The following is a 22,487-nucleotide window of genomic DNA, read 5'->3' as shown; positions in this document are numbered from 1 at the left end:
CCGTGTTTGTTGGTATCCTTAGAGCGATGTGCATCCTCTTGGACGCACGAAGTACGCGCTAAGATTTTAGGTCTTCGCATCGTGCTTCCCGAAAATCGACTTTTCGGGCCCATGCGATAGACTCGTGAGGCCCGGGCTATCCCGCCCGGCCCAGGAAGGGCCGATGACGCAACGACCCATCTTTACCAGCGATCGCAGTCTGGCCAGGCGCCTTGCCTTGAGCCGGCTGGGGACGCAGGTCTCGATAATCGTCGAACGCGGCTGGCCATTGCTGCTGCCACTGATCATCGTCGCCAGCCTGTTCCTCAGCATCTCGTGGCTCGGCCTGTTCCCATTCTTGCCCGATCTGGCACGGATCGGTCTTATCGCGGCATTCGGCGTCGCAGCGCTTGCCGCACTGTACCCATTGCGCTTCTTCCGGACGCCATCCAGTGCCGAGGTCGACCGCCGCATCGAGGCGGCCAACCGATTGCTGCACAGCCCGGTGCAGGTCCAGACCGATCGCCCGAGCGGCAAGGAAAGCATTTTTTCGCAAGCCCTGTGGCGCGAGCATCAGAGGCGCATGGCGGACCGGTTGGGCGAGCTTGGCGGCGACGTGCCGCGCACACGCGTGCCGGAACGCGACCCGTGGGCGCTGCGCGCCGTTGCCGCGCTTTTGTTGGTCACTGCTTTTGCCTTCTCCTTCGGGCCGTCGGGCGGCAGGCTGAGCGACGGTTTTGTTGCCCGTGCCGCGCGTGACGTCGTGCCGCCGCGCATTGATGCCTGGGTGACGCCGCCGGCCTATACCGGCAGGCCGCCGGTATTCCTCAACGCCCCGGTCCTTGCCAACAACGCCAATCAAGCGGCGCCGACCTTCACCGTTCCGGAGGGCAGCGATGTGTCACTGCGCGTCACCGGCGGTTCGGGCGAGGAAACGCTGAGCTACGCCGACACCGGCGGCAACAGCCGCGCCATCGATCCGACAGGGCCGCAATCCAGCAAGCCGGAGGCAAATACGGCAACGCCTTCAACCGTGCGCCAGTTCAGCGGCAAGTTGACGGCCGACGGCATGCTGACGCTGCAGTCCGGCGACGGCGAGCTCGGCCGCTGGGCCTTCGCCATAATTCCCGACAAGCCGCCGCAGATCCGCTTTGTCGGCGAGCCGAAGCGCGCCGTCAACGGCGCCTTCGAACTCAACTACCAGATCGACGACGACTATGGCGCGGCCTCCGCCAAGGCGGTTTTCGCATTGGCCGATCCGCAGGCGCCCAACGCGCATCCGCTCTATGGCCCGCCGGAAATGCCGCTGACGTTGCCGCGCCGCGGCGGCAAGGCCAATGCAGCCAAGACGACGAAGGACCTAACCGACCATGCCTGGGCCGGTGGCAACGTCAAGCTGTCGCTTGTCGCCACCGACGGTGCCGGACACACGGCGACCAGCGAAACCAAGACGCTGGTGATGCCGGAGCGGCCATTCTCCAATCCATTGGCGCGGGCTGTGGTCGAGCAGCGCCGCATACTGGCGCTCGACGCCTATGCCAAGGACCGCGTACTCGACCTGATGGATGCGATCACGCTTAGGCCCGAAGACACGTTCGACAACATGGCGCACTACCTCGCCATCATGAGCGCCCGCACCCGGCTGAAGATGGCCGACAGCGACGACCAGTTGCGCGACGAGGTCGCGTACCTTTGGGAGATCGCGCTCGGCATCGAGGAAGGCAATCTGTCGGCGGCCGAGAAGCGGCTGCGCCAGGCGCAGCAGGCGCTGCAGGATGCGATTAAGAACGGCGCCAGCGACCAAGAGATCGAGAAGGCGATGAAGGAACTGCGCGAGGCGATGAACCAGTTCCTGCAGGAATTCGCGGCGCGGGCGCAGCAGAATCCGAATGCGCCACAGATGCAGCAGAACGGCCAGGAACTGCGCCAGAGCGATATCGACCGCATGATGGACCAGATCGAGAACCTGGCGAAATCCGGCAATCGCGACCAGGCGCAGCAATTGCTGTCGGAGCTGCAGGACATGATGAACAATCTGCAGGCAGGCCGCCAGCAACAAGGCGGTCAGCAGGACAGCGAGATGCGCCAGCAGATGGACAAGCTGGGCGAAATCATGCGGCGCCAGCAGGAGATGATGAACGACACTTTCCGCATGGACCAGATGCAGCGCGGCCAGCAACAGCGCGGGCAGAACCGCGACGAGCAGCTCGGCGAGAACGGTGAGCCGGGCCCGATGGACGAAGAGGGCAAGCCCGGCCCGGGTGACGACCGCGATCCGCTCGGCCGGCCGAAGCCGATGACGCCGCAGGAATTTGCTGATGCGCTGAAGCAATTGCAGGAAGGCCAGGGCAAGCTGCAGAGCGAGCTCGATCAATTGAGGAAGAGCCTCGAAGGCATGGGCCTCGACCCCAACGAAGGGTTTGGCGAGGCCGGCAAATCCATGGGCAATGCCGAACAGGCGCTCGGCGAGGGCGAAGGCGACCAGGCCGTCGGTCACCAGGGCCGCGCATTGGAAGCCTTGCGCAGGGGCGCCAAGGACATGATGAAGCAATTGCAGGCGATGCAAGGCGACCAGGGCGGCAACGGGCAGGGCGGGCGCCAGCAGAATGCCGATCGTGACCCGCTCGGGCGGCCCCGCACCAGCGAGGGTCCCGATGATGGAAGTTCGGTGAGAGTGCCTGACGAGATAGACGTGCAGCGTGCCCGCCAGATCCTCGAAGCGATCCGCAAGCGGCTCGGCAATGCACTCAGCCCCGACATCGAGCGCAGCTATCTGGAGCGGTTGCTGGAGCTGAAGTAACGCTGCCCTATATTCGGAAGATCGCCGCTCGCGGTCGTGGTAGCTGCCATCGCCGGACTGAGCGGCACGTTTTAACGGTTGGTGAACGCCTCGCGGATCGCCTCTTCCATGCCGTCGATGGCCTCACCGGAAGCGTTCGGATTGCGCCGCAGCACTACGTTCGAGGAATCGATGTCGCCGAACCCGTCGGCGGCTGTAAGCTCGCGGCAGCCGGCCGGGATGTTGCTGCGCGAGATCGGCGCAATCGCCAGCCCGGAGGTGACGGCGAGCCGCAGGCCGCCATTGGTATCGCTGGTGTAGGCGACACGATAGGCGAGATCGCGCTGTTCCAGCGACTTTATCGCGAAATCCTTGCACCAGCCGGCACGGTTGTAGAGCGCGATCGGCACCGGCCGCTCCTCATGCATGTGATGCAGCTCCGACGTCACCCATACGGTCGGGTCATGCATCAGCACCTCACCGCCTGAGAGATCCTGCCATTCGAACACCACCGCCAGATCGAGCTCGCCGGCGGCGAGCGCCGCGATCTGCGCACCGGAATGCGCGTAGCGGACGGTGATGTCGACTTGAGGATGGCGCTTGGCAAAGACGCCGAGTGCGCGCGACAGGATCGCGTGGCCATATTCCTCCGGGATACCGATGCGCACCGGCCCGCCAAGCGGCGCCGCGACCATCGATGCCGCCGTCTCGTCGAGCAGTGAAACGATGCGCCTGGCGTTGGCGATGAGCTCGCCGCCGCGCCGCGTCAGCGCCACACCGCGCGAGCCGCGCTCGAACAGGCTGTCGCCGACCATGCCTTCGAGCCTCTTCATCTGCATCGAGACCGCCGACTGGGTGCGGCCGGCCCGCTCCGCCGCCTTGGTGAAATTGCCGGTGTCGGCGACCGCCACGAAGGTGCGCAACAGGTCGCTGTCGAGATTGGGTCGCATGTGCCCGCCATAAGAAAATCTGATAGCTGGCATCATTCCAATTCGTTTGCAACATGTCAAACGGCGGACGATAGTTGCCTCACCCATTGGATATGCGGCCGCGAAATCGGCCGCGGACCAAGCAAAAGTCCTCACTCGTACCCGCTGCCCGAAACGGTGGCGGGTTCTTTTTACCCGGATGCAGGCCTGCTTTCGGCCGCGCAAGCGGGAAACAGGAGCGCCTATGCAGAATCGGCTTGTGCTCGGCATCCTCAGCCTCTGTCTCGGCGTGTTGGTCTTTTCGCTGCAGGATCCGCTGGTCAAGGCGGTGTCGAGCCACTATCCCGTCACCGAGGTGATGGCGATCCGCTCGATAGTCGCCCTGCCGATCCTGGTTTTCCTTGTCCACGCCGATGTCGGATTGCAGGCGATCCTGTCGAAGCGGTTCGGCATGCTTACGATGCGCGCCTTCATCCAGTTCACCTCCTATACGGCCTACTATCTGGCAATCGCCGCCCTGCCGCTGGCTGACGCGGTGGCGCTCTATTTCATGGCGCCGCTGTTCATCATGGCGTTGGCCGGCCCCTATCTCGGCGAACGCGTGTCCTGGCAGGCGCTCGCCACCGTCCTGGTCGGCATGCTCGGCGTGCTGGTGATGGTGCGCCCGGGCGCCGGCTTGTTCGACTGGGCGGCGCTGCTGTCGCTAGGCTCGGCTCTGCTCTACGGTTTCTCGCAGCTGATGGCACGCAAGATCGGCGACACCGAATCCTCGACCGTCATGGCATTCTATCAGAACGGCGCCTATCTGGTCGGCGCCGCCTTGGTGGCGGCATTGTTTTGGCTGGCAGGCATTGACCACGCCGTGCATCCGAGCCTCGAGTTCCTCGTCCGGCCATGGATCTGGCCGGCGACGCCGGATCTCCTCAAGATGGGGGCATGCGGCTTCGTAGCCTCGGCCGGAATGATCCTGTTGTCGCAGGCCTATCGGCTGGCGCCCGCCAACAGCGTCGCCACCTTCGAATACACCGGTATCATCTGGTCGCCGCTATGGGGTTTTCTATTCTTTGCCGAAATGCCGCGACCAGCGACGGCGGCCGGCGCAGCCCTCATCATCGGCGCCGGCCTGTTTGCGCTCAATGCCAGCCGGCGCCGGAGCGGCGCGCCAGCCATTGCGGCGACCTGCGACCCTGCTTGAAGGCGGTCGGCCTTGGGCTTTAGGCGAAGCAGGCGAGCGCCTTTTCGACGCAGGCGCGGATTTCAGCCAGCGTGAACGGCTTTTGCACGACGTCGAGAATAATGCCGTTCAACTCCTCGGCGCGCTCGCGCTGGTCGGCATAGCCGGTCATCAGCATGATCTTCATCGCCGGGAACAGCGCCGCTGCCGCCTTGGCCATCTCGATGCCGTCCATCTCCGGCATGCGGATGTCGGACAGCACAAGGTCGTAGCTCCCTTGCGCCGCCCGGATCAGAGAAAGGCCATGTGCGCCGTCGGCGGCAACAGTGACGTTATGCCCGGCGCGCTCGAGCGCACGGGCGGCGAGGGTGCGGACGGATTCATCGTCCTCGACGATCAGGAGCTTTGCCATGGGCAGGATATTTGGCGGGGAAAAGTTGATGTTTCCTGAAGGCGCTGAGGGTCGATGAGGCCTTTCAGAATTCGCTCCGGCGAGTCAGATGGCGTGGTTTTCGAGAACCGGAGCGGAGCGGACGTTCGAGTCCGAGAGCACCGGCCTACGCCGGCCGTAGCCTTGCCTGCCACGACCGCTCATGAGTGCTTCGGCCGGCGAAGGCCGGAAGCGCAGAAAACTGTGTCAGGTGGCCGCCGGAGTAGAATTCTGAAAAGGCCTCAAGCGTCGCCCTTGACGATGCCGACGAAGGGCAATTCGCGAAACGCGTGGGCGACGTCCATGCCATAACCGACGACGAAATAATCGGGGCAGTCGAAGCCGACATAGTCGGCGTTGAGCGTGGTCTGGCGGCGCATGCGCTTGTCGAGCAGCACGGCGATTGCACAGCTCCTCGCGCCGCGCGACAGCATGAGGTCGCGGGTGAAGCTCAGCGTCTTGCCGGATTCCAGAATGTCGTCGATGAGAAGCACATCGCGGCCCGCGACCTCGTTGTCGATGTCGCGCAGCACCCTCACCTCACCGCTGGTCGTGCCGGCGCCATAGCTTGAGATGAAGATGAACTCGACCTCCGGCGACAGGCCGACATCGTGCATGGCACGGATAAGATCGGCGGCGAAGATGAACGATCCCTTCAGCACCGAGATTACCAGAAGGTCGTGGTAGTCGTGCCCGGCGATCTCCTTGGCAAGTTCCAGGTTCCGCCGCGCGATGGCGGACGCCGAAAACAGGACTTCGATGTCCTTGCCGCGCACAACTGGCATTGGCTGCCCTTCCAGAAAATGATCGGCTTGTAGGCGAAGCCGACCGAAACGGTCTTCAACCTCGTTCTAGGCATGTCGAGCCGGCTGGCAAGGCCAAATCTTTGGCAGGCGCCCGCGAACGGTCGGGTGTCCGCAGCGCGTCGCGAATCGTTTACCTGGTGAGCTGTTGATTTTCTGGCGCCGTTCTAACGAACCAGCGCATGGCCGCCCGAAATCCAGAAGGCTGCAAAAGCGGCACCGACGCCGGCAATCCAGAAGATCGGCCCACCGTGCACCCACAACGGCCGTTCGACGGCGGTTTCGGGCTTGCGCAGCATATCCATGCCTTCGATCGAAGGCGTGGAAATCATGCGCGCAGGCGGCGGCGCAAAGTCTGGACGCGTAAAATGGCGGGGCAGCACCTCATAATCGGCATCGATGACGTCGGCGGTCACGTCGCGCATGATGCGTTCCGGCTCGGCGGCCGGATCGGTCATGATTTCGCCGGAAACTGGGCGCGCGGTTCGATCCTCAGCCATCATGGCCCAACACTACGGCACCTGTTCGCTGTTCGTTTCTTTTGGGTAAACGGAAATGGTTAACGCTTCCCCACCGGAACCTCTGTGACTCGCTCGAAAAGCCCCCAAATTAACTGTCGGTTAACCATGCCGGCCGATGGTCTTTCCACAGAAGGGGCTGGCATCTTGCCGCCGAGAATTTCAGGTCGTCGAAAGTGATCCGCTTCGAAAATGTCGGCCTCCGCTATGGCATGGGTCCGGAGATTCTCCGCGACATCTCCTTGCACATTCCGGAGCGCTCCTTTCAGTTCCTGAGCGGACCTTCAGGCGCCGGCAAGACGACGTTGCTGCGGCTTTTGTTCATGTCGCTGAAGCCGACGCGCGGCCTGATCACCATTTTCGGCAAGGACCGCTCGCGCATCTCGCGCACCGAATTGCCGCATCTGAGACGGCGCATCGGCGTGGTGTTCCAGGATTTTCGCCTGCTCGACCATATGACCACCTACGAGAACGTGGCCTTGCCGCTGCGCGTGCGCGGCCGCGAGGAGGCGACCTACCGCACCGACGTCACCGAGCTGCTGAAATGGGTCGGCCTCGGCGAGCGCATGCATGTGCTGCCGCCGGTGCTGTCTGGCGGCGAGAAGCAGCGCGCCGCGATCGCCCGGGCGTTGATCGAGCAGCCCGAGATCCTGCTCGCCGACGAGCCGACCGGCAATGTCGACCCGCCGCTGGCGCGACGCTTGCTGCGGTTGTTCATCGAGCTCAACCGGCTGGGCACCGCCGTGGTGATCGCCACACACGACCTCGGCCTGATGGAACAGGTCGACGCACGGCGAATGATTCTGGCCGGCGGAAGGCTGGACATCTATGACTGAGCTCTCCGTCGAACATTTCGAAGGTCAGGACGCCGCGGCGGCAAAGCCCCGCGTCCAGCGCAAAATGGCGCCGATCGTGCCGGCGCAGAACATCGCCGGCCGGGCGCTGGTGCTGGTCATCGCCATCATGACGTTTCTGTCCTGCCTGACGTTTGGCGCAGTCACGCTGGTGCGTGACACCGCCTCCGTCTGGGAGAACCAGATCTCGCGCGAGGCGACCATCCAGATCAAGCCGGTCGACGGCCTCGACATGGAGGCCGCACTTGCACAGGCCTCGCAGATCGCCGGCGAATTCCCTGGCGTGAAAAGCGCCAGGATCGTCGACCGCGAAGCAACGGCCCGGCTGCTCGAGCCTTGGCTGGGCTCGGGCCTGAACATCGATGAGCTGCCGGTGCCGCGCTTGATCATCATCACCATCGACGAGAACAACCCGCCCGATTTCGCCGCACTGCGCGCGGCGATCACGCCGAAGCTGCCGAGTGCCTCGCTCGACGATCATCGCACCTGGGTCGACCGGCTGGTTGCCATGGCCCGCACCACGGTAACAATCGGCATCGCAGTGCTGGCGCTGATGCTGTCGGCGACGGTGCTGACCGTGGTGTTCGCGACGCGCGGCGCCATGGCCGGCAATGGCCACATCATCGAGGTGCTGCATTTTGTCGGCGCCGAGGCGCGCTTCATCGCGCGCGAATTCCGCCGGCATTTTCTGGTCACCGGCATGAAGGGCGCCGCGGCAGGCGGCGCCGCGGCGATCCTGGTCTTCATCGTCTTCTCCTGGTGGTCGTCACGCAACATGGCAACGCCGCAGGCCGATCAGGCGACCGCCCTGTTCGGCAATTTCGCCATCGGCTCGGCGGGTTATCTCGGGGTCGCTGTCATGGTGCTGGTAATCGGCGCGCTGACGGCGGCAACCTCCCATTTCACCGTGGTTACCTATCTCAGCGACATCGACATTCGCCAGCCGGACGCCGGCTAAAGGAAAGATCGATCACGGATGAAAACGCAACGTCACGAAAATTGCATTTTTTTCCTACCAAAGGCCGTATTTCGGGATTAACCATTTCATGATGGACGTTCGGGACTCGACCGATACCGGTGGGTGCATGCCAGTGCTGGTTGCGCGTCCGCATGAATTCGCCGGGCCCGATGAATTTGCCAAGGCGGATCAATTCGCCAAACATGGGCGGCTGCTGGCAGCCCGCTCCTTGCGCCTCTCGGCTCTCCTTCTGCTCGCCCTTGTGGCGTTGTTTGTCGCCGGCTTCGGCTGGTTCGCCAATACCGTCAGCCGTCTGACTACGCCCGCCAATCCGGCAAGGGCCGACGCTATCATCGTGCTGACCGGCGGCCAGTCGCGACTCGACGCTGCGATGGGCCTGCTTGCGTCAGGCAAGGGCGAGCGGCTGCTGATCAGCGGCGTCCATCCTTCCGCCAGCCGCCGCCAGCTTCAGGCCGCGACCGGCGGCGACAAGAGGCTGTTTTCCTGCTGCGTCGACATCGACCGCGCCGCGCTCGACACGATCGGCAATGCCGAGGAAAGCGCCAAATGGGTCGAAGACCATGCCTACGGCACCGTCATTCTCGTCACCAACAATTATCACATGCCGCGCAGCCTGCTGGAAATGGGCCGGCTGCTGCACGGCGCAAGGCTCGAGCCCTATCCGGTGGTCAACACCAACCTCGGGAATGGCGGCTGGCTGACCAAGCCGGAAGCGCTACGCGTGCTGTTCACCGAATACAACAAATACCTGCTAGCGCTGGCGCGCGGCATCATGCCGGTGAAGCAAACCGACAGCGTGACGCTGGCTGACGCCGCGGGCGGAAACTGAACGGCACCGGCAGTTTTTATTCCCTGGCTGTTGCACCCGAGCCCAAGCGCGCGATCTCCTGCTCGAGCCGTTCTATACGCCTGTCGCGTTCGGCCAGAGCCGCCGCCACGTCGGCCGCTTCGAAACGCTGCGGGATGTGCTGCGAGCAATTTGAATCCCAAGCCGCAACCGTAAACAGGATGACCTGCTCGGGTCGCGCTTTGTAGTCTTGCGGCATAAGCTTTGCTGTCAGCTCGGCATCGCCCTCGACGACGCGCGCTTTGCCCCAGATCTTGATGCGCTGCCGGTGTGCATAATCGATCAGGAACAGGAAAGCCTGTGGGTTGTCGCTGAGATTGCCCTGGGTGATGAACTGCCTGTTGCCCGCAAAATCGGCAAAGCCGATCGTCCGCTGGTCGAGTACCTTGAGGAAACCAGCTGGCCCGCCGCGATGCTGGATGTAAGGCTGCCCGTCCGCATTGGCGGTCGACAGAAAGCCGCTGGTCTGCGCCTCGATGAAGGCGGCGAGATCGGGCGTGATTTCCGCCTGCCAGCCGCCACGCTCCTCGACACGGGCATAGGCCTCGCGCGAGCCCTTGCGGGCCTGGATCGCCTTCACCGTCGGGGTGAAGGCGACATCGCTGGTGTGAGCGTTCATGAAAACCCTCCTTACGCGCCGAGTTGCGCTGCATCGTTCACTCACGAAATAGGGCCTTCCATCTTCGAGATGCAGATGCCATATCTGCAACCTATCCTTCCATTTTTCGGAAGGGCAAATTTTCGGGAGAGCTATGGATCGCCTCCAATCCATGTCGCTTTTCGTTGCCGCGGCGGAGACAGGCAGCCTTTCGGCTGCCGGGCGCCGCTTCGGCATTCCGCTGACAACTGTCAGCCGCAAGGTTTCGGACCTGGAAAGGCACCTGAAGACACGGCTGTTGAACCGCTCGGCGCGGCAGCTGTCGCTGACCGATGCAGGCCACGCCTATCTCGCCGCCTGTCGTCGCATTCTCGATGAGGTCGGCGAGGCCGAGCGAATAGCCGCCGGCGAATACAGCGCCCCGACCGGCGAACTGATCGTCACTGCGCCGATCGTCTTCGGCCGCCTGCATGTGCTGCCGGTCGTCACCGGCTTCCTCTCCGTCTATCCCGAGGTAAGTGTGCGGCTGACACTCGCCGACCGGATAACCCAGTTGGTCGAAGAGCACATCGATCTCGCCATCCGCATCGGTGAGCTTGCCGATTCGAGCCTGATCGCCACCCGCCTGGGTTCAATCCGCCGCGTCGTTTGCGCGAGCCCGGCCTATCTTACCGAGCACGGCACACCGAAAACGCCGCAAGAGCTTGCAGCACACAGTGCAATCACCTTCGAAGGGCTCACCGCCGCCAGTTGGAGCTTCGCCACCGGCAAGTCTGAATTCAGCGTGCCGGTCCGCTCCAGGTTACGGGTCAACACCGCTGAGGCAGCAATCGATGCGGCGATTGCCGGCGTCGGCGTGACGAGGCTGCTGTCCTACCAGATCGCCGCCGCAGTTCGGTCGGGTACGCTGCGCCCGGTGCTGCAGGAGTTTGAGCCCGACCCATGGCCGGTAAGCCTCGTCCATGCCGGCCAAGGGCTGCTGCCGGTGAAACTGCGCGCATTCCTCGACTTCGCCGCCCCGCGCCTGAGACGGCGCCTGCTGCAGGCGGCGTGGCAAACGTGACGAAGACGGCCCATCGGCAAGACCGGGCCGATCGCCCGCCTCGCAGCGTTTCCTTTTTGCCGGCGCTTGGTGTAACCAACGCACACCTCCTCACCGGGCACTTGCTGTATGCTCTATTTCCGCTCGCTGGCGTTCAATCTCGCCTTCTACCTCAATTTGATCGTCCAGATGATTCTCTGGACCCCGTATTATTTCCTGTCGCCGCGCCATCGCGCCTGGTTCGTGCCGAAATTCTGGTCGCGCACCAGCATGTGGCTCTACGACAAGATCGCCGGCACCAGAAGTGAGATCACCGGCCGGGAAAACCTGCCTGAAGGCTCCTTCATCCTGGCGCCGAAGCACCAGTCCTTCTGGGACACGATCGCTTTCCTGCCGTATCTCGACGATCCCGTTTACATATTGAAGCGGGAGCTGACCTGGATCCCGTTCTTCGGTTGGTACATCTTGAAGATGCGGATGATTCCGGTCGATCGCGGCAGCCGCTCGAAGGCATTGAAGATGGTGATCGCCGCGACCAAACAGGAGTTGGCGCGCAATCCGCGCCAACTCATCATCTATCCCGAGGGCACACGCCGGGCGCCGGGCGACGAACCGGTCTACAAATACGGCATCGTCGAACTCTATGCGCAACTTGGCATTCCAGTCGTGCCGGTCGCTCACGTCGCCGGCCTCTATTGGCCGCGACGCAAATTCCTGCGCTATCCCGGTACGATCAAGGCGCGCTTCCTGCCGCCGATCCCGCCGGGCCTCGGCAAGGAAGAATTCATGCAGCGGCTGATGGGCGAGACGGAAGCCGCCTGCGACCAGCTCCTCGTCGAGGCGTCGCAGACGCCGAACCCGCCGCCGATGCCGCCGACGGCGGTGAAACGGCTTGGTGAGCTGGACGGGAAACCCGAATTGAAAGGCTGAGGCAACGGCCGCGGATGCCGGAAGGGCTCACGGCAGGGCAGCCAGGGCGGCTGTTGCAATCAGCGTCACCGCAAACACCAGATTGATGATCCGCGACGCAAGCGGTTTGTGCAGCAAACGTGCAAAAGCCGCGCCGGCGAGAAGCCACAAGAGATGAATGGCAACGATCATCAAGACGAGAACCGCCAGCTTGGCTGAAATAGCAAGACCGGCGGCGGCGCCGGAAGACGCGCCGGCGAACACGGCGGCAATCGCCACATAGGCTTTCGGGTTGGCAACGCCCAGAAGGAACCCGCCAAGGAAAGTGGGAAGCGCCGCCCCACCGACGCGTGCCGCCAGTGGCGGCGCCGTCGCTATCTTGAACGCCAGGTAGAGGATGTAGGCTGCCGAGACGACCGCCAGCAGCGCTGCGAGCTTCGGCAACGCGGCGAGAACGGCCATGATGCCGGTCGCCACCACCAAAAGCACGAGGACCGTGCCGACGACGATCCCCGAGGCATAGCGGAGCGAATCGCGCAGGCCGAACGCGGCGCCGACCGCGGTGACGCTTATCGTCGCCGGCCCCGGGCTGCCCATGACGATGGCCGATGCCAGCACAAGCGCCAGCAATTGCTGCCATAGCTGCTGATCGAGAAGAACTTGTCCGGCCATGCGGCGTCCCTGCATCCTGCGATGATGCAGGGACGGTAGGGCAAGGCAGCGGCGCCGGTCTTGAACGATCGTGCGCGGCTATGCGCTGGCCTTGTCGAGCTCGGCGATATCGTCCGGGCTGAGCTGCAACGACGCGGCACGCACCAGGCTGTCGAGCTGGTCGAGCGTCGTCGCGCTGGCGATCGGAGCGGTGACGCCGGGCCGCGCCATCACCCAGGCAAGCGCCACTTCCGCTGGCTTGGCCGAATGTCTGGCTGAAACGGCATCGAGCGCTGAGAGAATGAGCATGCCGCGGGTGTTGAGATAGCCCTTCACGCCGCCACCGCGCGGGCTTTTGCCGAGGTCGGCCTCGCTGCGGTACTTGCCGCTCAGAAACCCCTTGGCGAGGCTGAAATAGGTGATGACGCCGATGCCCTCGGCCACGCACAGATCGCGCAGCGGACCATCGAAGGACGAGCGGTCGTAGAGATTGTATTCCGGCTGCAGCACCTCGTAACGCGGCAGGCCGCGCAGGCTTGCCACGTCGAGTGCGGCGCGCAACTGGGCGGCGTCGAGGTTGGAAGCGCCGGTATAGCGGATTTTGCCCTTGTCGAGCAGTTTCTGGTAAGCGCCGAGCGTTTCCTCATAAGGGGTCGCCGGGTCGGGCCAGTGCGACAGATAGAGATCGACGCTGTCGACCTGCAGCCTCTTCAGCGAAGCATCGATGGCCTTTTCGATATAGGCGGCGGACAGGTCCCTCTTGCCCTGTCCCATATCCGAACCGACCTTGGTGATGACGACAACCTTGTCGCGGTCACCACGGCTCTTCATCCATTTGCCGATGATGGTTTCGGATTCGCCGCCCTGGTGGCCGGCAATCCAGCGCGAATAGGAATCGGCCGTATCGATGGCGTTGAAACCGGCGTCGACAAAGCGGTCGAGCAAGTCGAACGAGGTTTTCTCATCGGCGGTCCAGCCGAACACATTGCCGCCCAGAACCAATGGCGCGATGGATAGGTCGGTGCGACCGAGACGACGCTTCTGCAAGGCTGATCTCCATGATGATTTATGCTGGGGCGGGTGGGAGCCGCCGACCGGGCTAACCTATGTCGCGCCGCGGCGACGTCAAACGCATAGCCTCCTTTCCAGCCCGCCGGCGCTTCACAAAACCGCGACCGCCGCGCCGCGTCCGGGATATCCAAACCAGCAGCCTCTGAAGAAACGATCTGGCAAGTTTAGCACATAGATTGTCAAATCTGCCAATTCTGACTTTTGCCGGCCGACCATAGGTTCCGCGGCGCCGACGCAAGTCTCGGCACGGTCTGGCCGGGCCCAGACTGTTTGCCCCCGATCGTTTGTTATGGAGACCGGCATGAAAGCAATTGTATTTGACGCCATCGGCTCGCCGCGCGACGTGCTCTATGTGGATGACCTGCCGATGCCGCGGATCGGCGACGACGATGTGCTGCTCAGGATGGTCTCGGCCTCGATCAATCCGGGCGACTTCCTGTTTATCCAGAACCTCTATCCCGAACCGAAGAAGCCGCATTTTCCCCAGCAGATCGCCGGAAACCATGGTGCCGGCATCGTCGAAGCCGTTGGCGCAAACGTCCGGTTGGAACCGGGCACGCTTGTCGCGTTCAGCTACTATGGCAGCTGGGCCGAGTACGCGGCCATTCCCGCCGACTGGCTGATCCCGTTGCCTGCCGGCTATCCTGTCGAACGCGCCGGGCAGATGGTGAACCCCATTACCGCGTGGGATCTGCTGGTGGATTCCGGTGTGCGGCCCGGCCAGTGGCTGGCTGTCACGGCCGGCTATTCGTCGATTTCGACAATGGTGATGCAGTTCGCCCAACGACGCGGCATCAACGTCATCGCGCTTGTGCGGCGCTCGCACCAAAGCTTCGACCTGAAAACGCTTGGCGCCGCTGCCATTCTTGACCTTTCGGACTTGAAGGCAAGTATCCGGGAAGCGGTGATGGATATCACCGGCGGCGCCGGATTGAACGGGATTATCGACAATGTCGGCGGACCTGTCAGCGGCGAATTGATCCGCACCCTGGCGCTCGGCGGGCAGATGGTGATCAATGGCGGCATGAGTGCCGAGCGCTTCGAACTGCACAATTTCGATGTGTTGCTGAGCGGCGTCGAGATCAGGGCGAATATCTATCGCTATTTCTTTTCGCCGCCGGCCGAAGCCGACCGGCCTGTCCTACGCGAGATCATCGACATCTTCGGCCAGCCGGGCTTCCACGTTCCTGTCGGCGGTCTCCACGCGCTGACCGAGTTCAAGCTTGCCGTGGCAAACAGCCTGGATCGCGCCGATCTTGGAAAACAGATTTTCAGGATATAGCCCAGGCCACGACACCGAAGCTACGTCGCGATCCGTCTCGTCACGTCTTCCAGCCAGTGATCGCTTATACCCAGTGCTTCGAGGTGCTCCAGCGTGCTGAGCACGTAATCCTCATTCCTCCCCGACAGGCCGACGGCGCCGCGAACGACGGTCGCCGCCTCGGCCGGGTCGAGCGCACCGGCATATTGCTCATGACTGCGGTCCACGACATAGGCGACGGCTTCGACCATCTCGCCCCCATCCGTTTCACTCTTGTCGAGGCGAACGCTGAGCACACGTTCGAGATAGACGTCGGTGACCAGTTCGCGCTCGCGCAGATAGGTGATGACCTCGTTGCGCAGCTCGCCTGGAACCCGGAACGCCAGCCCGATGCAGGAGCCGCCGCGGTCGAGGCCGAGCACCAGGCCCGGCCGTTCGCGCGTGCCGCGATGCACGAAGGAATAGACGCAGAGCGAACGGCGGTAGCCATGCAGGCGGGCACGCCGCGTCTCGACATGCGCGAATCCCGGCCGCCAGATCAGTGAGCCGTAGCCAAAAACCCAAAAATCGCCCATATCGCCAAGCCTGATTGTGACGAACCACCCCACCGGTGGTGTTTCAGTCCGTCTACCTGTTGTTGCCGCAAGCGACAGCCCGCCCGTGCCACCCGCGTTAACGAAAGCCGCAGCATGACGTCAAGTGACGAGCGCCCGCCGCCCAGCCAACGTCGCCGCCTGTTGTGGCTTGCCGCTTTCATTCTCGTGCTGTTCGGCATCTACAGCGCCGGCTGGTTCTACCTGGCGGACCTGGTCGAGAGCGCGACCGACAAGGCGGTCGCCGATCTCGACGACAACGGTATCAAGGCCGAGTGCGCCAATCTCGCGGTTAGGGGCTATCCCTTCAGCTTCACCTTTTCCTGCGACAGTCTGGCTTACGAGGACGACCGCCACAACGTCGCGGCATCGACAGGCAAGATCAACGCCGCCACGCAGATCACCCGGCTTTTGTCGCCTGCCGCCGAGCTCAGGGGGCCACTCAGGACCTCTGTTCCCGGCATGACCCCGCTCTGGATCGACTGGGATAATCTGCGGGCCGAAATGAAGCTGTCCTGGCCGCTGCCGAGGCGCCTCTCGCTGCAGGCAGAAGGCCTGTCCGGCCAGACCGATCCGGCAGACGACACCGATCCCGTCTCGCTGTTCAGCGCCGGAACCGCCACCGGACAATTGCGCCCAAACGGCCCGGACATCGACTATGCCGGCAATTTCACCGATCTCGAAATCGACGCGGCGGCCATCGACGGACGCGTCTTGCCGCCGCTCGACGGCAGCGGCGACGTGACGCTGAAGAACGTCCTGACGCTGATCAAGGCAAATCCGAAGAGCCTGCGCGGCCAGGCGGCCGAAATCCACGAGCTCGATCTGTCGTCCGGAACTGCGCGCATCACCGTTTCCGGACCGCTGTCGGTCGATGACGACGGTCTCATAAATGCCGACCTGACGATCAAGCTCACTGATCCGAAGGCCGTGGCGGCAATCCTCGCCACCGCCATCCCCGAGCAGAAGAAAGAGATCCAAACCGGCTTTGCCGGACTGGCGCTGCTCGGCAACCAGCCGTCGATGCCGCTTAAGATCGTCAGGGGCAAGGCCTCGCTCGGCTTCATCCCGCTCGGCAAGATCAAGCCGCTCGACTAATGCATGTCGCGCAAAAGTGTGCAGCGGTTTTGCGACAACGACATGCATCAAAACAAGAACCTAAAGCGCGTCACATGAGGCCGGTCGAACGCGACGCGCTTTACAGTAATTCCAGGAAAAGTGTGAACGGTTTTCCGTCCGGAATTGCGTCAAAACAAAAAGATAGAGCGGCTCGGCGTTTCCGCGAAACGATGAACCGTTCTAGGGCGGTCCGGCCTGCGATCGGCTTGCCGCGGCTTATCCCTTCGGCGGGTGTTCGACTGCCTGGCGGCCGAAATCCGGTACGTCGATGTCCTGGCCGGCCTCGATGATCGAGCGGCGGACCGCGCGGGTGCGGGTGAACAGGTCGAACAGCTTTTCGCCGTCGCCCCAGCGGATCGCCCGCTGCAGCGAGGACAGATCCTCGGAAAACCGCGCCAGCATTTCGAGAATGGCGTCCTTGTTGTGCAGGCAGACGTCGCGCCACATGGTCGGGTCGGACGCCGCGAGACGGGTGAAGTCGCGAAAGCCGGAAGCCGAGTATTTGATGACCTCGGACTTGGTCACCGACTCCAGATCGTCGGCGGTACCGACGATGTTGTAGGCGATGATGTGCGGCAGGTGCGAAACGATGGCCAGCGTCATGTCGTGATGCTGCGGGTCCATCGTGTCGATGTTGGAGCCGCTGCGGCGCCAGAATTCCGAGAGCTTTTCCAGTGCCGCGGGATCGGTGCCGGGTAGCGGCGTGAAGATGCACCAGCGGTTCTCGAACAGTTCGGCAAAACCGGCATCCGGTCCCGATTTTTCGGTGCCGGCCAAAGGATGGCCGGGGATGAAGTGCACGCCATCAGGGACATGCGGCTGCATCTGCGCGATGACCGACGCCTTGGTCGAGCCGACATCGGTGAGGATGGCGCCCTTCTTCAGCGCCGGTGCGATCTCCGCGGCGACGGTACCCGAAGAGCCGACCGGCACCGAAACGACGACCAGATCGGCGTCGCGAACCGCTTCTTTTGCGTCCGTCGTGTAGATGTCGCCGAGGCCGAGTTGCCTCGCGCGTGCCAACGTCGCTTCGCTGCGCGTCGAAATCGCGACTTGGCCGGCGAGCCCCTCGCGGCGGATGACGCGGGCCAGCGACGAGCCGATCAGGCCGATGCCGACCAGCGCGATCTTTTCGAACATAGGTGAGGTCATGGTATTCTAGCTTTTCAGGAATGTCGCGAGTGCTGCGACAACGCCGCGATTGGCCTCTTCGGTGCCGATGCTCATGCGCAGCGCGTTGGGAAAACCGTAGCCGGAAACGCGCCGCAATATGTAGCCGCGCCGGCTGAGGTAGTCGTCGGCCGCCGCCGCCGAATGCTTTTTGTCCTCGGGAAAGTGGATGAGGATGAAATTGCCGACGCTCGGCGTCACCCGCAGCCCAAGCCCGCTTAATTGCTCGCTCAGCCAAGCCAGCCAGGTCGCGTTATGCGCGACGCTGCGTTCGATGTGGGCGCGGTCGCGGATCGCCGCGATGCCGGCTTCGATCGCCGTCGCATTGACGTTGAAGGGTCCCCGCACGCGGTTGATCGCGTCGATGACGTGCATTGGCGCATACATCCAGCCGATCCGCGCCCCGCCCAGGCCCAATTTGGAGAAAGTGCGGGTCATGACCGCGTTTTCCGCGCTGCCCACCAACTCGACGCCGGCTTCATAGTCGTTGCGCCGGACATATTCGGCGTAAGCTGCATCCAGCACCAGAAGCACGTTTCGCGGCAGGCCGGCATGCAGGCGGCGCACCTCCTGGAACGGCACGTAGGTGCCGGTTGGATTGTTTGGATTGGCAAGGAAGATGATCCTGGTGCGCGGCGTCACCGCGGCGAGGATCGCATCGATATCGGCGCGTTCATCGGTCTCCTTGACCGTTACCGGGACGGCACCGGCCGATTGTATGTAGATCTTGTAGACCATGAAGCCGTGTTCGGTGATGATGGCTTCCTCGCCGGGTGCGAGGTAGGTCTGCGCAAGCAGGCCCAGGATCTCGTCGGAGCCGTTGGAGCAGACGATGTTCGCCGGGTTGAGCCCGTGCACCTCGGCGATCGCTTCCCTCAGGCGCCTGGCGCTGCCGTCGGGATAGACCGCGAGCTTGTCGGCGACCGCGCGCGCGGCCTCTATCGCCTTTGGCGAAGGACCGAGCGGGTTCTCATTCGCCGACAATTTATGGACCTTGGCGACACCTTCAGGCGCCGCGCTCTTGCCGGGCACATAGGCTTCGATGTCCATGATGCCGGCGCGGGGCCTTGGACGTGTCTGATCCGGTGTCTGGCTCATTTCATGAAATCCGTCGAGAGTGCCTCCATCCGGAAGCCGCAGCGGAAATACAAGCCGTGGCCCGGAATGTCGAGGGGCGGCAATTCGGATCAAGAACTTGCCGTTGACGAAGCCATGCGTCAGTCCTAGAAGAGCAGCGAAAGTTCCGTGGTGATTTGGCCGGTCGGCTTGCAGCCACGTTAAACAACTTGCTAAAGGGCCGTTTGCATCTTGTAACCGGCTTTGCGAAGGCATGGCCGGTTTTTTGTTGCCCTGACTGGTTGTTGCTCCAGACTGGCGGCAGCTGAAGTCCGGGCAAGGAGATGTGATGGTCGCTTTGCGCGCTAGAAAAACCAACAACGAGGCCGACCAGCCGTCGAGCCCGGTGTTGCGTTTCGGCGCCGACAAGCCGCTCAAGCTCGACGCCGGCACGCTGCTGTCGCCGTTCCAGATCGCCTACCAGACCTATGGCACGCTCAACGATGCGCGCTCCAACGCCATCCTCGTCTGCCATGCGCTGACCGGCGACCAGCATGTCGCCAACACCAATCCAGTGACCGGCAAGCCGGGCTGGTGGGAAGTGCTGATCGGCCCCGGCAAGATCATCGACACCGACCGTTTCTTCGTCATCTCGTCAAACGTCATCGGCGGCTGTCTCGGCTCCACCGGCCCCGCCTCGACAAATCCCGCCACCGCCAAGCCCTACGGGCTCGACCTGCCGATCATCACCATCCGCGACATGGTGCGGGCGCAGCTGATGCTGGTCGAGCATTTCGGCATCGAACAGCTGTTCAGCGTGCTAGGCGGCTCGATGGGCGGCATGCAGGTGCTGCAATGGGCCTCCAGCTATCCCGAGCGCGTCTTTTCGGCGCTGCCGATCGCCACCGGCGCCCGCCATTCTTCGCAGAACATCGCTTTCCACGAGGTCGGCAGGCAGGCGGTGATGGCCGACCCCGACTGGCATGGCGGCAAATATTTCGAGCATGGCAAGCGGCCGGAAAAGGGGCTGGCGGTGGCGCGCATGGCCGCCCACATCACCTATCTGTCCGAAGCAGCGCTGCACCGCAAGTTCGGCCGCAACCTGCAGGACCGCGAAGCGCTGACCTTCGGCTTCGATGCCGACTTCCAGATCGAGAGCTATCTGCGCCATCAGGGCATGACCTTCGTCGACCGCTTCGATGCCAACTCCTATCTCTACATGACCCGGGCGATGGACTATTTCGATCTCGCCGCCGACCATGGCGGCCGGTTGGCCGATGCCTTCGCCGGCACCAAGACGCGCTTCTGCCTGGTCTCCTTCACCAGCGACTGGCTGTTTCCGACCGAGGAGAGCCGCTCGGTCGTCCACGCGCTGAACGCGGCCGGCGCTTCGGTCTCGTTCGTCGAGATCGAGACCGACCGCGGCCACGACGCCTTCCTGCTCGACGAGCCGGAACTGTTCGCCGCCATCAGAGGCTTCATCGCCTCGGCCGCGCGGGCGAGAGGGCTCGGCGCATGACCCCGAAAAGTTGCAGGCTGTTCGGATCAGGACCATGCGCCAGGCATCAGCGCATGACCCCGACAAGTGGCAGACTTTTCGGATCAGGATCATGCGCCAGGCAGGAGCCGAACGCATGAGCGTCAACCGCGCCCAGCGCGTCGACCTCGAAGTCGTCGCCGATCTCATCCCGCCGCAGTCGCGGGTGCTGGACGTCGGTTCCGGCGACGGCCTGCTGCTCGAATTGCTGCAGGAGACCAAGAAGGTCGATGGCCGCGGGCTGGAGCTGTCGCAGCGCGGCGTCAACGAATGCGTGTCGCGCGGCCTGTCGGTCATCCAGGGCGATGCCGACAAGGATCTCCAATTCTATCCCGATAAGGGCTTCGACTTTGTCGTCTTGTCGCAGACCTTGCAGGCGACCCGCAATCCGAAGCTGGTGCTCGACGAACTGCTCAGGATCGGCAACCGCGCCATCGTCTCATTCCCGAATTTCGGCCACTGGCGGGTGCGCTTTTCGCTGCTCTTCAACGGCCGCATGCCGGTGACCAGGGACCTGCCCTATTCCTGGTACGACACCCCCAACATCCATTTCTGCACCATTCGCGACTTCGTCAATCTGTGCGACGAGCTTGGCGCGACGGTGGAAAAGGCAACCGCGCTCGACGCCAACGGCCAGCGGATCGGCTTCTCCATGCCGTGGTGGTTCTGGAATCTTTTCGGCCAGCAGGCGGTATTTCTGCTGAAACGATAGGTTTGACAGGCAGAAGCAACGATCCCCCATCTGCGCAAGAAACCATATTTTCAATTTCCCATCCAATGAAGTTGCCCGGCAGTTTTTGTTGCTTTAACAGGGTCTATCGGTTGGTTTGGGGGAAGCAATGAAGACAATAATATTAGCGACAGCTTTGATATCGGTCGCTTTGATCTCCGGATGCACGACATCGAAGACCGATTTCCAGAATGGACAAGTCGCGTTGAGCGGCAGCCCGGCGCTGAAACGACAAGCGATCCAGCGGTGCATGACCAAGTTCAAGATGCGGTTCGGCAAGGTTGAAAGGGCAAACCTCGCTGCGCTCATGAACGTCCCGGATGCCGGATTGGAACACACGTTCTGCACGCGATTGATGAACGGCTTCGCGAACGGCAGGATCAACTACTCGGATTACCTCGCTGCATTGTCGCACGGCGACATGTCCAACGCGATCAAGGTGCTGCAGGGGCGGTGAAGCCGATGATGCGGACGCGATCCAAATTCGGTGCCGCCGGCCAAACGGCGACACCATAGAAATAGAAGCTGCCCTTAGCCGCTCCTCCTCTATTCAAGCAAGACGACGCGCAGCCTTCGCGGCTTTGCGGGAGGCCTGCCTGTCACCTGAGAGACTTTTCCGACCAGCACCGATGATTTCTCCTCGCCTGCGCTGTCCTTATCGATGAGCGCGCCTGGATGGTCCGGCGGCCGGGAACAGAGAGGTGATCCATGGGATCGTTGCGAAATCAGAATGTCGTGGTTGTCGGAGGCAGCCGTGGGGTCGGCCGCTCGATCGCGGAGGCCGCCCTCAAGGAGAGAGCGACGGTGCTGGCCGTCGCCCGCGGAAAACAGGCCCTGGCGCAATTTGCCTGGGAGGTCTCGGGCGTGAAGACGCTCGCGGTCGATGCGACGGTGGACTCCGCCCCCGATAAGGTCTTCGCCGCGCTGGAGCCGGACGTGCTGGTGATCTGTGCAGGTGCGCTGGCGCCTTCCGCGCCCGTGCATGAACAGAACTGGAAGGCGTTCTCCGCAAATTGGGACACGGACGTCAAGGCGTCGTTCCTGTTTTGCCGTGCCGCTCTGCGGCGTCCGCTCAAGCCGGGAACCCGGATCGTTCTGATCTCCAGCGGCGCGGCCTTGACCGGCGGACCACCGAACGCCGGCGGCTATGCCGGCGCAAAACGCATGCAGATGTTCCTGGCCGGTCATAGCCAGAAGGAGGCCGATCGGCTTGGCCTCGGCCTGCGTTTCATGGCGCTCGCGCCGATGCGAATCATGCCGGAAACCGGCGTGGGCAAGGCCGGCGTCGACAGCGTCTCGGCCTATATGGGCATCCAGCCGGCGGACTTCATCGCCGCCATGACCGACATGCAAACGCCGGCCGATGTCGGACGGGCGGTGGTCGCGCTCGCCACCGGCCAACCGCAAGGCAGTTCCTTCATGGTGAGCGGGAGCGGCCTTGCACCGGCCGCCTGAGGC

The 22,487-nt window shown here is 63.2% G+C and carries 23 protein-coding genes and 1 riboswitch; of the genes, 13 read left to right on the top strand and 10 right to left on the bottom strand.

Annotated elements, in window-relative coordinates; translation table 11 throughout:
• The first annotated feature begins 163 nt into the window (after window positions 1-163).
• Complete coding sequence (locus RQ479_RS27045) at window positions 164-2,779, top strand: TIGR02302 family protein (protein WP_376703025.1); 2,616 nt, start codon at window positions 164-166, stop codon at window positions 2,777-2,779.
• 71 nt (window positions 2,780-2,850) lie between these two features.
• Here RQ479_RS27045 and RQ479_RS27040 read toward each other — a convergent pair whose 3' ends face one another.
• Window positions 2,851-3,708, bottom strand: coding sequence for a LysR substrate-binding domain-containing protein (locus RQ479_RS27040; RefSeq protein ID WP_352467558.1), 858 nt, complete (start codon window positions 3,706-3,708; stop codon window positions 2,851-2,853).
• A gap of 223 nt (window positions 3,709-3,931) precedes the next feature.
• Between RQ479_RS27040 and RQ479_RS27035 the strand changes: the two genes are divergently transcribed.
• Window positions 3,932-4,882, top strand: coding sequence for a DMT family transporter (locus RQ479_RS27035; protein WP_376703024.1), 951 nt, complete (start codon window positions 3,932-3,934; stop codon window positions 4,880-4,882).
• A gap of 19 nt (window positions 4,883-4,901) precedes the next feature.
• On the opposite strand, the gene RQ479_RS27030 is transcribed toward RQ479_RS27035, so the two are convergent.
• From RQ479_RS27030 to RQ479_RS27020, 3 genes are all read right to left on the bottom strand, one after another.
• Window positions 4,902-5,273 carry a response regulator gene (locus tag RQ479_RS27030; RefSeq protein WP_376703023.1) on the bottom strand — a complete coding sequence of 124 codons (372 nt, stop codon included), beginning with the start codon at window positions 5,271-5,273 and terminating at the stop codon, window positions 4,902-4,904.
• A gap of 260 nt (window positions 5,274-5,533) precedes the next feature.
• The gene (gene hpt / locus RQ479_RS27025) at window positions 5,534-6,076 is read right to left on the bottom strand and encodes a hypoxanthine phosphoribosyltransferase (RefSeq protein WP_254816654.1); all 543 of its coding nucleotides are present in this window, start codon (window positions 6,074-6,076) and stop codon (window positions 5,534-5,536) included.
• Between the two features lie 185 nt (window positions 6,077-6,261).
• Window positions 6,262-6,552: a hypothetical protein gene (locus RQ479_RS27020; RefSeq protein ID WP_376703022.1), complete on the bottom strand. Its 291-nt coding sequence runs from the start codon at window positions 6,550-6,552 to the stop codon at window positions 6,262-6,264.
• 236 nt (window positions 6,553-6,788) lie between these two features.
• Between RQ479_RS27020 and ftsE the strand changes: the two genes are divergently transcribed.
• The 3 genes from ftsE to RQ479_RS27005 all read left to right on the top strand — a co-directional run bounded on the left by ftsE (window position 6,789) and on the right by RQ479_RS27005 (window position 9,274).
• Entirely contained in the window at window positions 6,789-7,448 is a 660-nt protein-coding gene (gene ftsE, locus RQ479_RS27015) for a cell division ATP-binding protein FtsE (protein ID WP_023677923.1), read from the top strand.
• The gene (locus RQ479_RS27010; RefSeq protein WP_376703021.1) at window positions 7,441-8,424 is read left to right on the top strand and encodes a cell division protein FtsX; all 984 of its coding nucleotides are present in this window, start codon (window positions 7,441-7,443) and stop codon (window positions 8,422-8,424) included. The genes ftsE and RQ479_RS27010 overlap by 8 nt, the downstream gene beginning before the upstream one ends.
• 88 nt (window positions 8,425-8,512) lie before the next feature.
• Entirely contained in the window at window positions 8,513-9,274 is a 762-nt protein-coding gene (locus RQ479_RS27005; protein WP_376703020.1) for a YdcF family protein, read from the top strand.
• 16 nt (window positions 9,275-9,290) lie between these two features.
• Here RQ479_RS27005 and RQ479_RS27000 read toward each other — a convergent pair whose 3' ends face one another.
• A complete protein-coding gene (locus RQ479_RS27000) occupies window positions 9,291-9,911 on the bottom strand; it encodes a pyridoxamine 5'-phosphate oxidase family protein (RefSeq protein WP_376703019.1) in 621 nt (206 codons plus the stop codon).
• A gap of 133 nt (window positions 9,912-10,044) precedes the next feature.
• On the opposite strand from RQ479_RS27000, the gene RQ479_RS26995 reads away from it, so the two are divergent.
• Together RQ479_RS26995 and RQ479_RS26990 are read left to right on the top strand one after the other, a co-directional pair.
• Window positions 10,045-10,953: a LysR family transcriptional regulator gene (locus tag RQ479_RS26995; protein WP_376703018.1), complete on the top strand. Its 909-nt coding sequence runs from the start codon at window positions 10,045-10,047 to the stop codon at window positions 10,951-10,953.
• A gap of 108 nt (window positions 10,954-11,061) precedes the next feature.
• Window positions 11,062-11,862, top strand: a complete 801-nt coding sequence (locus RQ479_RS26990) for a lysophospholipid acyltransferase family protein (protein WP_376703017.1) — start codon at window positions 11,062-11,064, stop codon at window positions 11,860-11,862.
• Between the two features lie 27 nt (window positions 11,863-11,889).
• On the opposite strand, the gene RQ479_RS26985 is transcribed toward RQ479_RS26990, so the two are convergent.
• Both RQ479_RS26985 and RQ479_RS26980 read right to left on the bottom strand, forming a co-directional pair.
• Window positions 11,890-12,513 carry a LysE family transporter gene (locus RQ479_RS26985; protein ID WP_352467549.1) on the bottom strand — a complete coding sequence of 208 codons (624 nt, stop codon included), beginning with the start codon at window positions 12,511-12,513 and terminating at the stop codon, window positions 11,890-11,892.
• Between the two features lie 78 nt (window positions 12,514-12,591).
• On the bottom strand, window positions 12,592-13,539 hold the full coding sequence (locus RQ479_RS26980; protein ID WP_376703016.1) for an aldo/keto reductase: 948 nt from the start codon (window positions 13,537-13,539) through the stop codon (window positions 12,592-12,594).
• Window positions 13,540-13,864: 325 nt separating this feature from the next.
• On the opposite strand from RQ479_RS26980, the gene RQ479_RS26975 reads away from it, so the two are divergent.
• On the top strand, window positions 13,865-14,845 hold the full coding sequence (locus RQ479_RS26975; protein ID WP_352467547.1) for a zinc-binding dehydrogenase: 981 nt from the start codon (window positions 13,865-13,867) through the stop codon (window positions 14,843-14,845).
• Between the two features lie 20 nt (window positions 14,846-14,865).
• Here the strand turns inward: RQ479_RS26975 and RQ479_RS26970 are convergent, their stop codons facing one another.
• Window positions 14,866-15,399, bottom strand: coding sequence for a gamma-glutamylcyclotransferase (locus RQ479_RS26970; RefSeq protein ID WP_376703015.1), 534 nt, complete (start codon window positions 15,397-15,399; stop codon window positions 14,866-14,868).
• Window positions 15,400-15,513: 114 nt separating this feature from the next.
• Here RQ479_RS26970 and RQ479_RS26965 point away from each other — a divergent pair, with 114 nt between their 5' ends.
• The gene (locus tag RQ479_RS26965; RefSeq protein ID WP_376703014.1) at window positions 15,514-16,515 is read left to right on the top strand and encodes a DUF2125 domain-containing protein; all 1,002 of its coding nucleotides are present in this window, start codon (window positions 15,514-15,516) and stop codon (window positions 16,513-16,515) included.
• Between the two features lie 237 nt (window positions 16,516-16,752).
• Here the strand turns inward: RQ479_RS26965 and RQ479_RS26960 are convergent, their stop codons facing one another.
• On the bottom strand, window positions 16,753-17,688 hold the full coding sequence (locus tag RQ479_RS26960; RefSeq protein WP_352467544.1) for a prephenate/arogenate dehydrogenase family protein: 936 nt from the start codon (window positions 17,686-17,688) through the stop codon (window positions 16,753-16,755).
• A gap of 6 nt (window positions 17,689-17,694) precedes the next feature.
• Complete coding sequence (gene hisC / locus RQ479_RS26955) at window positions 17,695-18,804, bottom strand: histidinol-phosphate transaminase (protein ID WP_376703013.1); 1,110 nt, start codon at window positions 18,802-18,804, stop codon at window positions 17,695-17,697.
• A 137-nt stretch (window positions 18,805-18,941) separates the two neighbouring features.
• Window positions 18,942-19,019, top strand: a riboswitch (SAM riboswitch).
• A 92-nt stretch (window positions 19,020-19,111) separates the two neighbouring features.
• On the opposite strand from hisC, the gene RQ479_RS26950 reads away from it, so the two are divergent.
• The 4 genes from RQ479_RS26950 (at window position 19,112) to RQ479_RS26935 (ending at window position 22,484) form a co-directional block, all read left to right on the top strand.
• Window positions 19,112-20,281 carry a homoserine O-acetyltransferase gene (locus RQ479_RS26950; RefSeq protein ID WP_352467542.1) on the top strand — a complete coding sequence of 390 codons (1,170 nt, stop codon included), beginning with the start codon at window positions 19,112-19,114 and terminating at the stop codon, window positions 20,279-20,281.
• 115 nt (window positions 20,282-20,396) lie between these two features.
• Window positions 20,397-21,011, top strand: a complete 615-nt coding sequence (gene metW / locus RQ479_RS26945; RefSeq protein WP_376706022.1) for a methionine biosynthesis protein MetW — start codon at window positions 20,397-20,399, stop codon at window positions 21,009-21,011.
• 223 nt (window positions 21,012-21,234) lie between these two features.
• Window positions 21,235-21,486: a hypothetical protein gene (locus RQ479_RS26940; RefSeq protein ID WP_352467541.1), complete on the top strand. Its 252-nt coding sequence runs from the start codon at window positions 21,235-21,237 to the stop codon at window positions 21,484-21,486.
• 251 nt (window positions 21,487-21,737) lie between these two features.
• Window positions 21,738-22,484 carry an SDR family NAD(P)-dependent oxidoreductase gene (locus tag RQ479_RS26935; protein WP_376703012.1) on the top strand — a complete coding sequence of 249 codons (747 nt, stop codon included), beginning with the start codon at window positions 21,738-21,740 and terminating at the stop codon, window positions 22,482-22,484.
• Window positions 22,485-22,487: the final 3 nt, after the last annotated feature.

The organism is Mesorhizobium sp. ISC25, from assembly GCF_042295465.1.
Taxonomy (GTDB): domain Bacteria; phylum Pseudomonadota; class Alphaproteobacteria; order Rhizobiales; family Rhizobiaceae; genus Mesorhizobium.
Note: the sequence above shows the minus strand (reverse complement) of the source record. Positions and strands in the feature narration are given on the sequence as shown.

Bases quoted from the DNA above. Each gene is read 5' to 3' on its own strand.
- hpt (WP_254816654.1), bottom strand. From the start codon at position 6,076: ATGCCAGTTGTGCGCGGCAAGGACATCGAAGTCCTGTTTTCGGCGTCC.
- RQ479_RS26970 (WP_376703015.1), bottom strand. From the start codon at position 15,399: ATGGGCGATTTTTGGGTTTTTGGCTACGGCTCACTGATCTGGCGGCCG.
- RQ479_RS27020 (WP_376703022.1), bottom strand. From the start codon at position 6,552: ATGACCGATCCGGCCGCCGAGCCGGAACGCATCATGCGCGACGTGACC.
- RQ479_RS26995 (WP_376703018.1), top strand. From the start codon at position 10,045: ATGGATCGCCTCCAATCCATGTCGCTTTTCGTTGCCGCGGCGGAGACA.
- RQ479_RS27010 (WP_376703021.1), top strand. From the start codon at position 7,441: ATGACTGAGCTCTCCGTCGAACATTTCGAAGGTCAGGACGCCGCGGCG.
- RQ479_RS26985 (WP_352467549.1), bottom strand. From the start codon at position 12,513: ATGGCCGGACAAGTTCTTCTCGATCAGCAGCTATGGCAGCAATTGCTG.
- RQ479_RS26950 (WP_352467542.1), top strand. From the start codon at position 19,112: ATGGTCGCTTTGCGCGCTAGAAAAACCAACAACGAGGCCGACCAGCCG.
- RQ479_RS27005 (WP_376703020.1), top strand. From the start codon at position 8,513: ATGATGGACGTTCGGGACTCGACCGATACCGGTGGGTGCATGCCAGTG.
- RQ479_RS26965 (WP_376703014.1), top strand. From the start codon at position 15,514: ATGACGTCAAGTGACGAGCGCCCGCCGCCCAGCCAACGTCGCCGCCTG.
- hisC (WP_376703013.1), bottom strand. From the start codon at position 18,804: ATGAGCCAGACACCGGATCAGACACGTCCAAGGCCCCGCGCCGGCATC.
- RQ479_RS26975 (WP_352467547.1), top strand. From the start codon at position 13,865: ATGAAAGCAATTGTATTTGACGCCATCGGCTCGCCGCGCGACGTGCTC.
- RQ479_RS27000 (WP_376703019.1), bottom strand. From the start codon at position 9,911: ATGAACGCTCACACCAGCGATGTCGCCTTCACCCCGACGGTGAAGGCG.
- RQ479_RS27030 (WP_376703023.1), bottom strand. From the start codon at position 5,273: ATGGCAAAGCTCCTGATCGTCGAGGACGATGAATCCGTCCGCACCCTC.
- RQ479_RS27035 (WP_376703024.1), top strand. From the start codon at position 3,932: ATGCAGAATCGGCTTGTGCTCGGCATCCTCAGCCTCTGTCTCGGCGTG.
- RQ479_RS27040 (WP_352467558.1), bottom strand. From the start codon at position 3,708: ATGCGACCCAATCTCGACAGCGACCTGTTGCGCACCTTCGTGGCGGTC.
- RQ479_RS26990 (WP_376703017.1), top strand. From the start codon at position 11,062: ATGCTCTATTTCCGCTCGCTGGCGTTCAATCTCGCCTTCTACCTCAAT.
- RQ479_RS26960 (WP_352467544.1), bottom strand. From the start codon at position 17,688: ATGACCTCACCTATGTTCGAAAAGATCGCGCTGGTCGGCATCGGCCTG.
- RQ479_RS26935 (WP_376703012.1), top strand. From the start codon at position 21,738: ATGGGATCGTTGCGAAATCAGAATGTCGTGGTTGTCGGAGGCAGCCGT.
- metW (WP_376706022.1), top strand. From the start codon at position 20,397: ATGAGCGTCAACCGCGCCCAGCGCGTCGACCTCGAAGTCGTCGCCGAT.
- RQ479_RS27045 (WP_376703025.1), top strand. From the start codon at position 164: ATGACGCAACGACCCATCTTTACCAGCGATCGCAGTCTGGCCAGGCGC.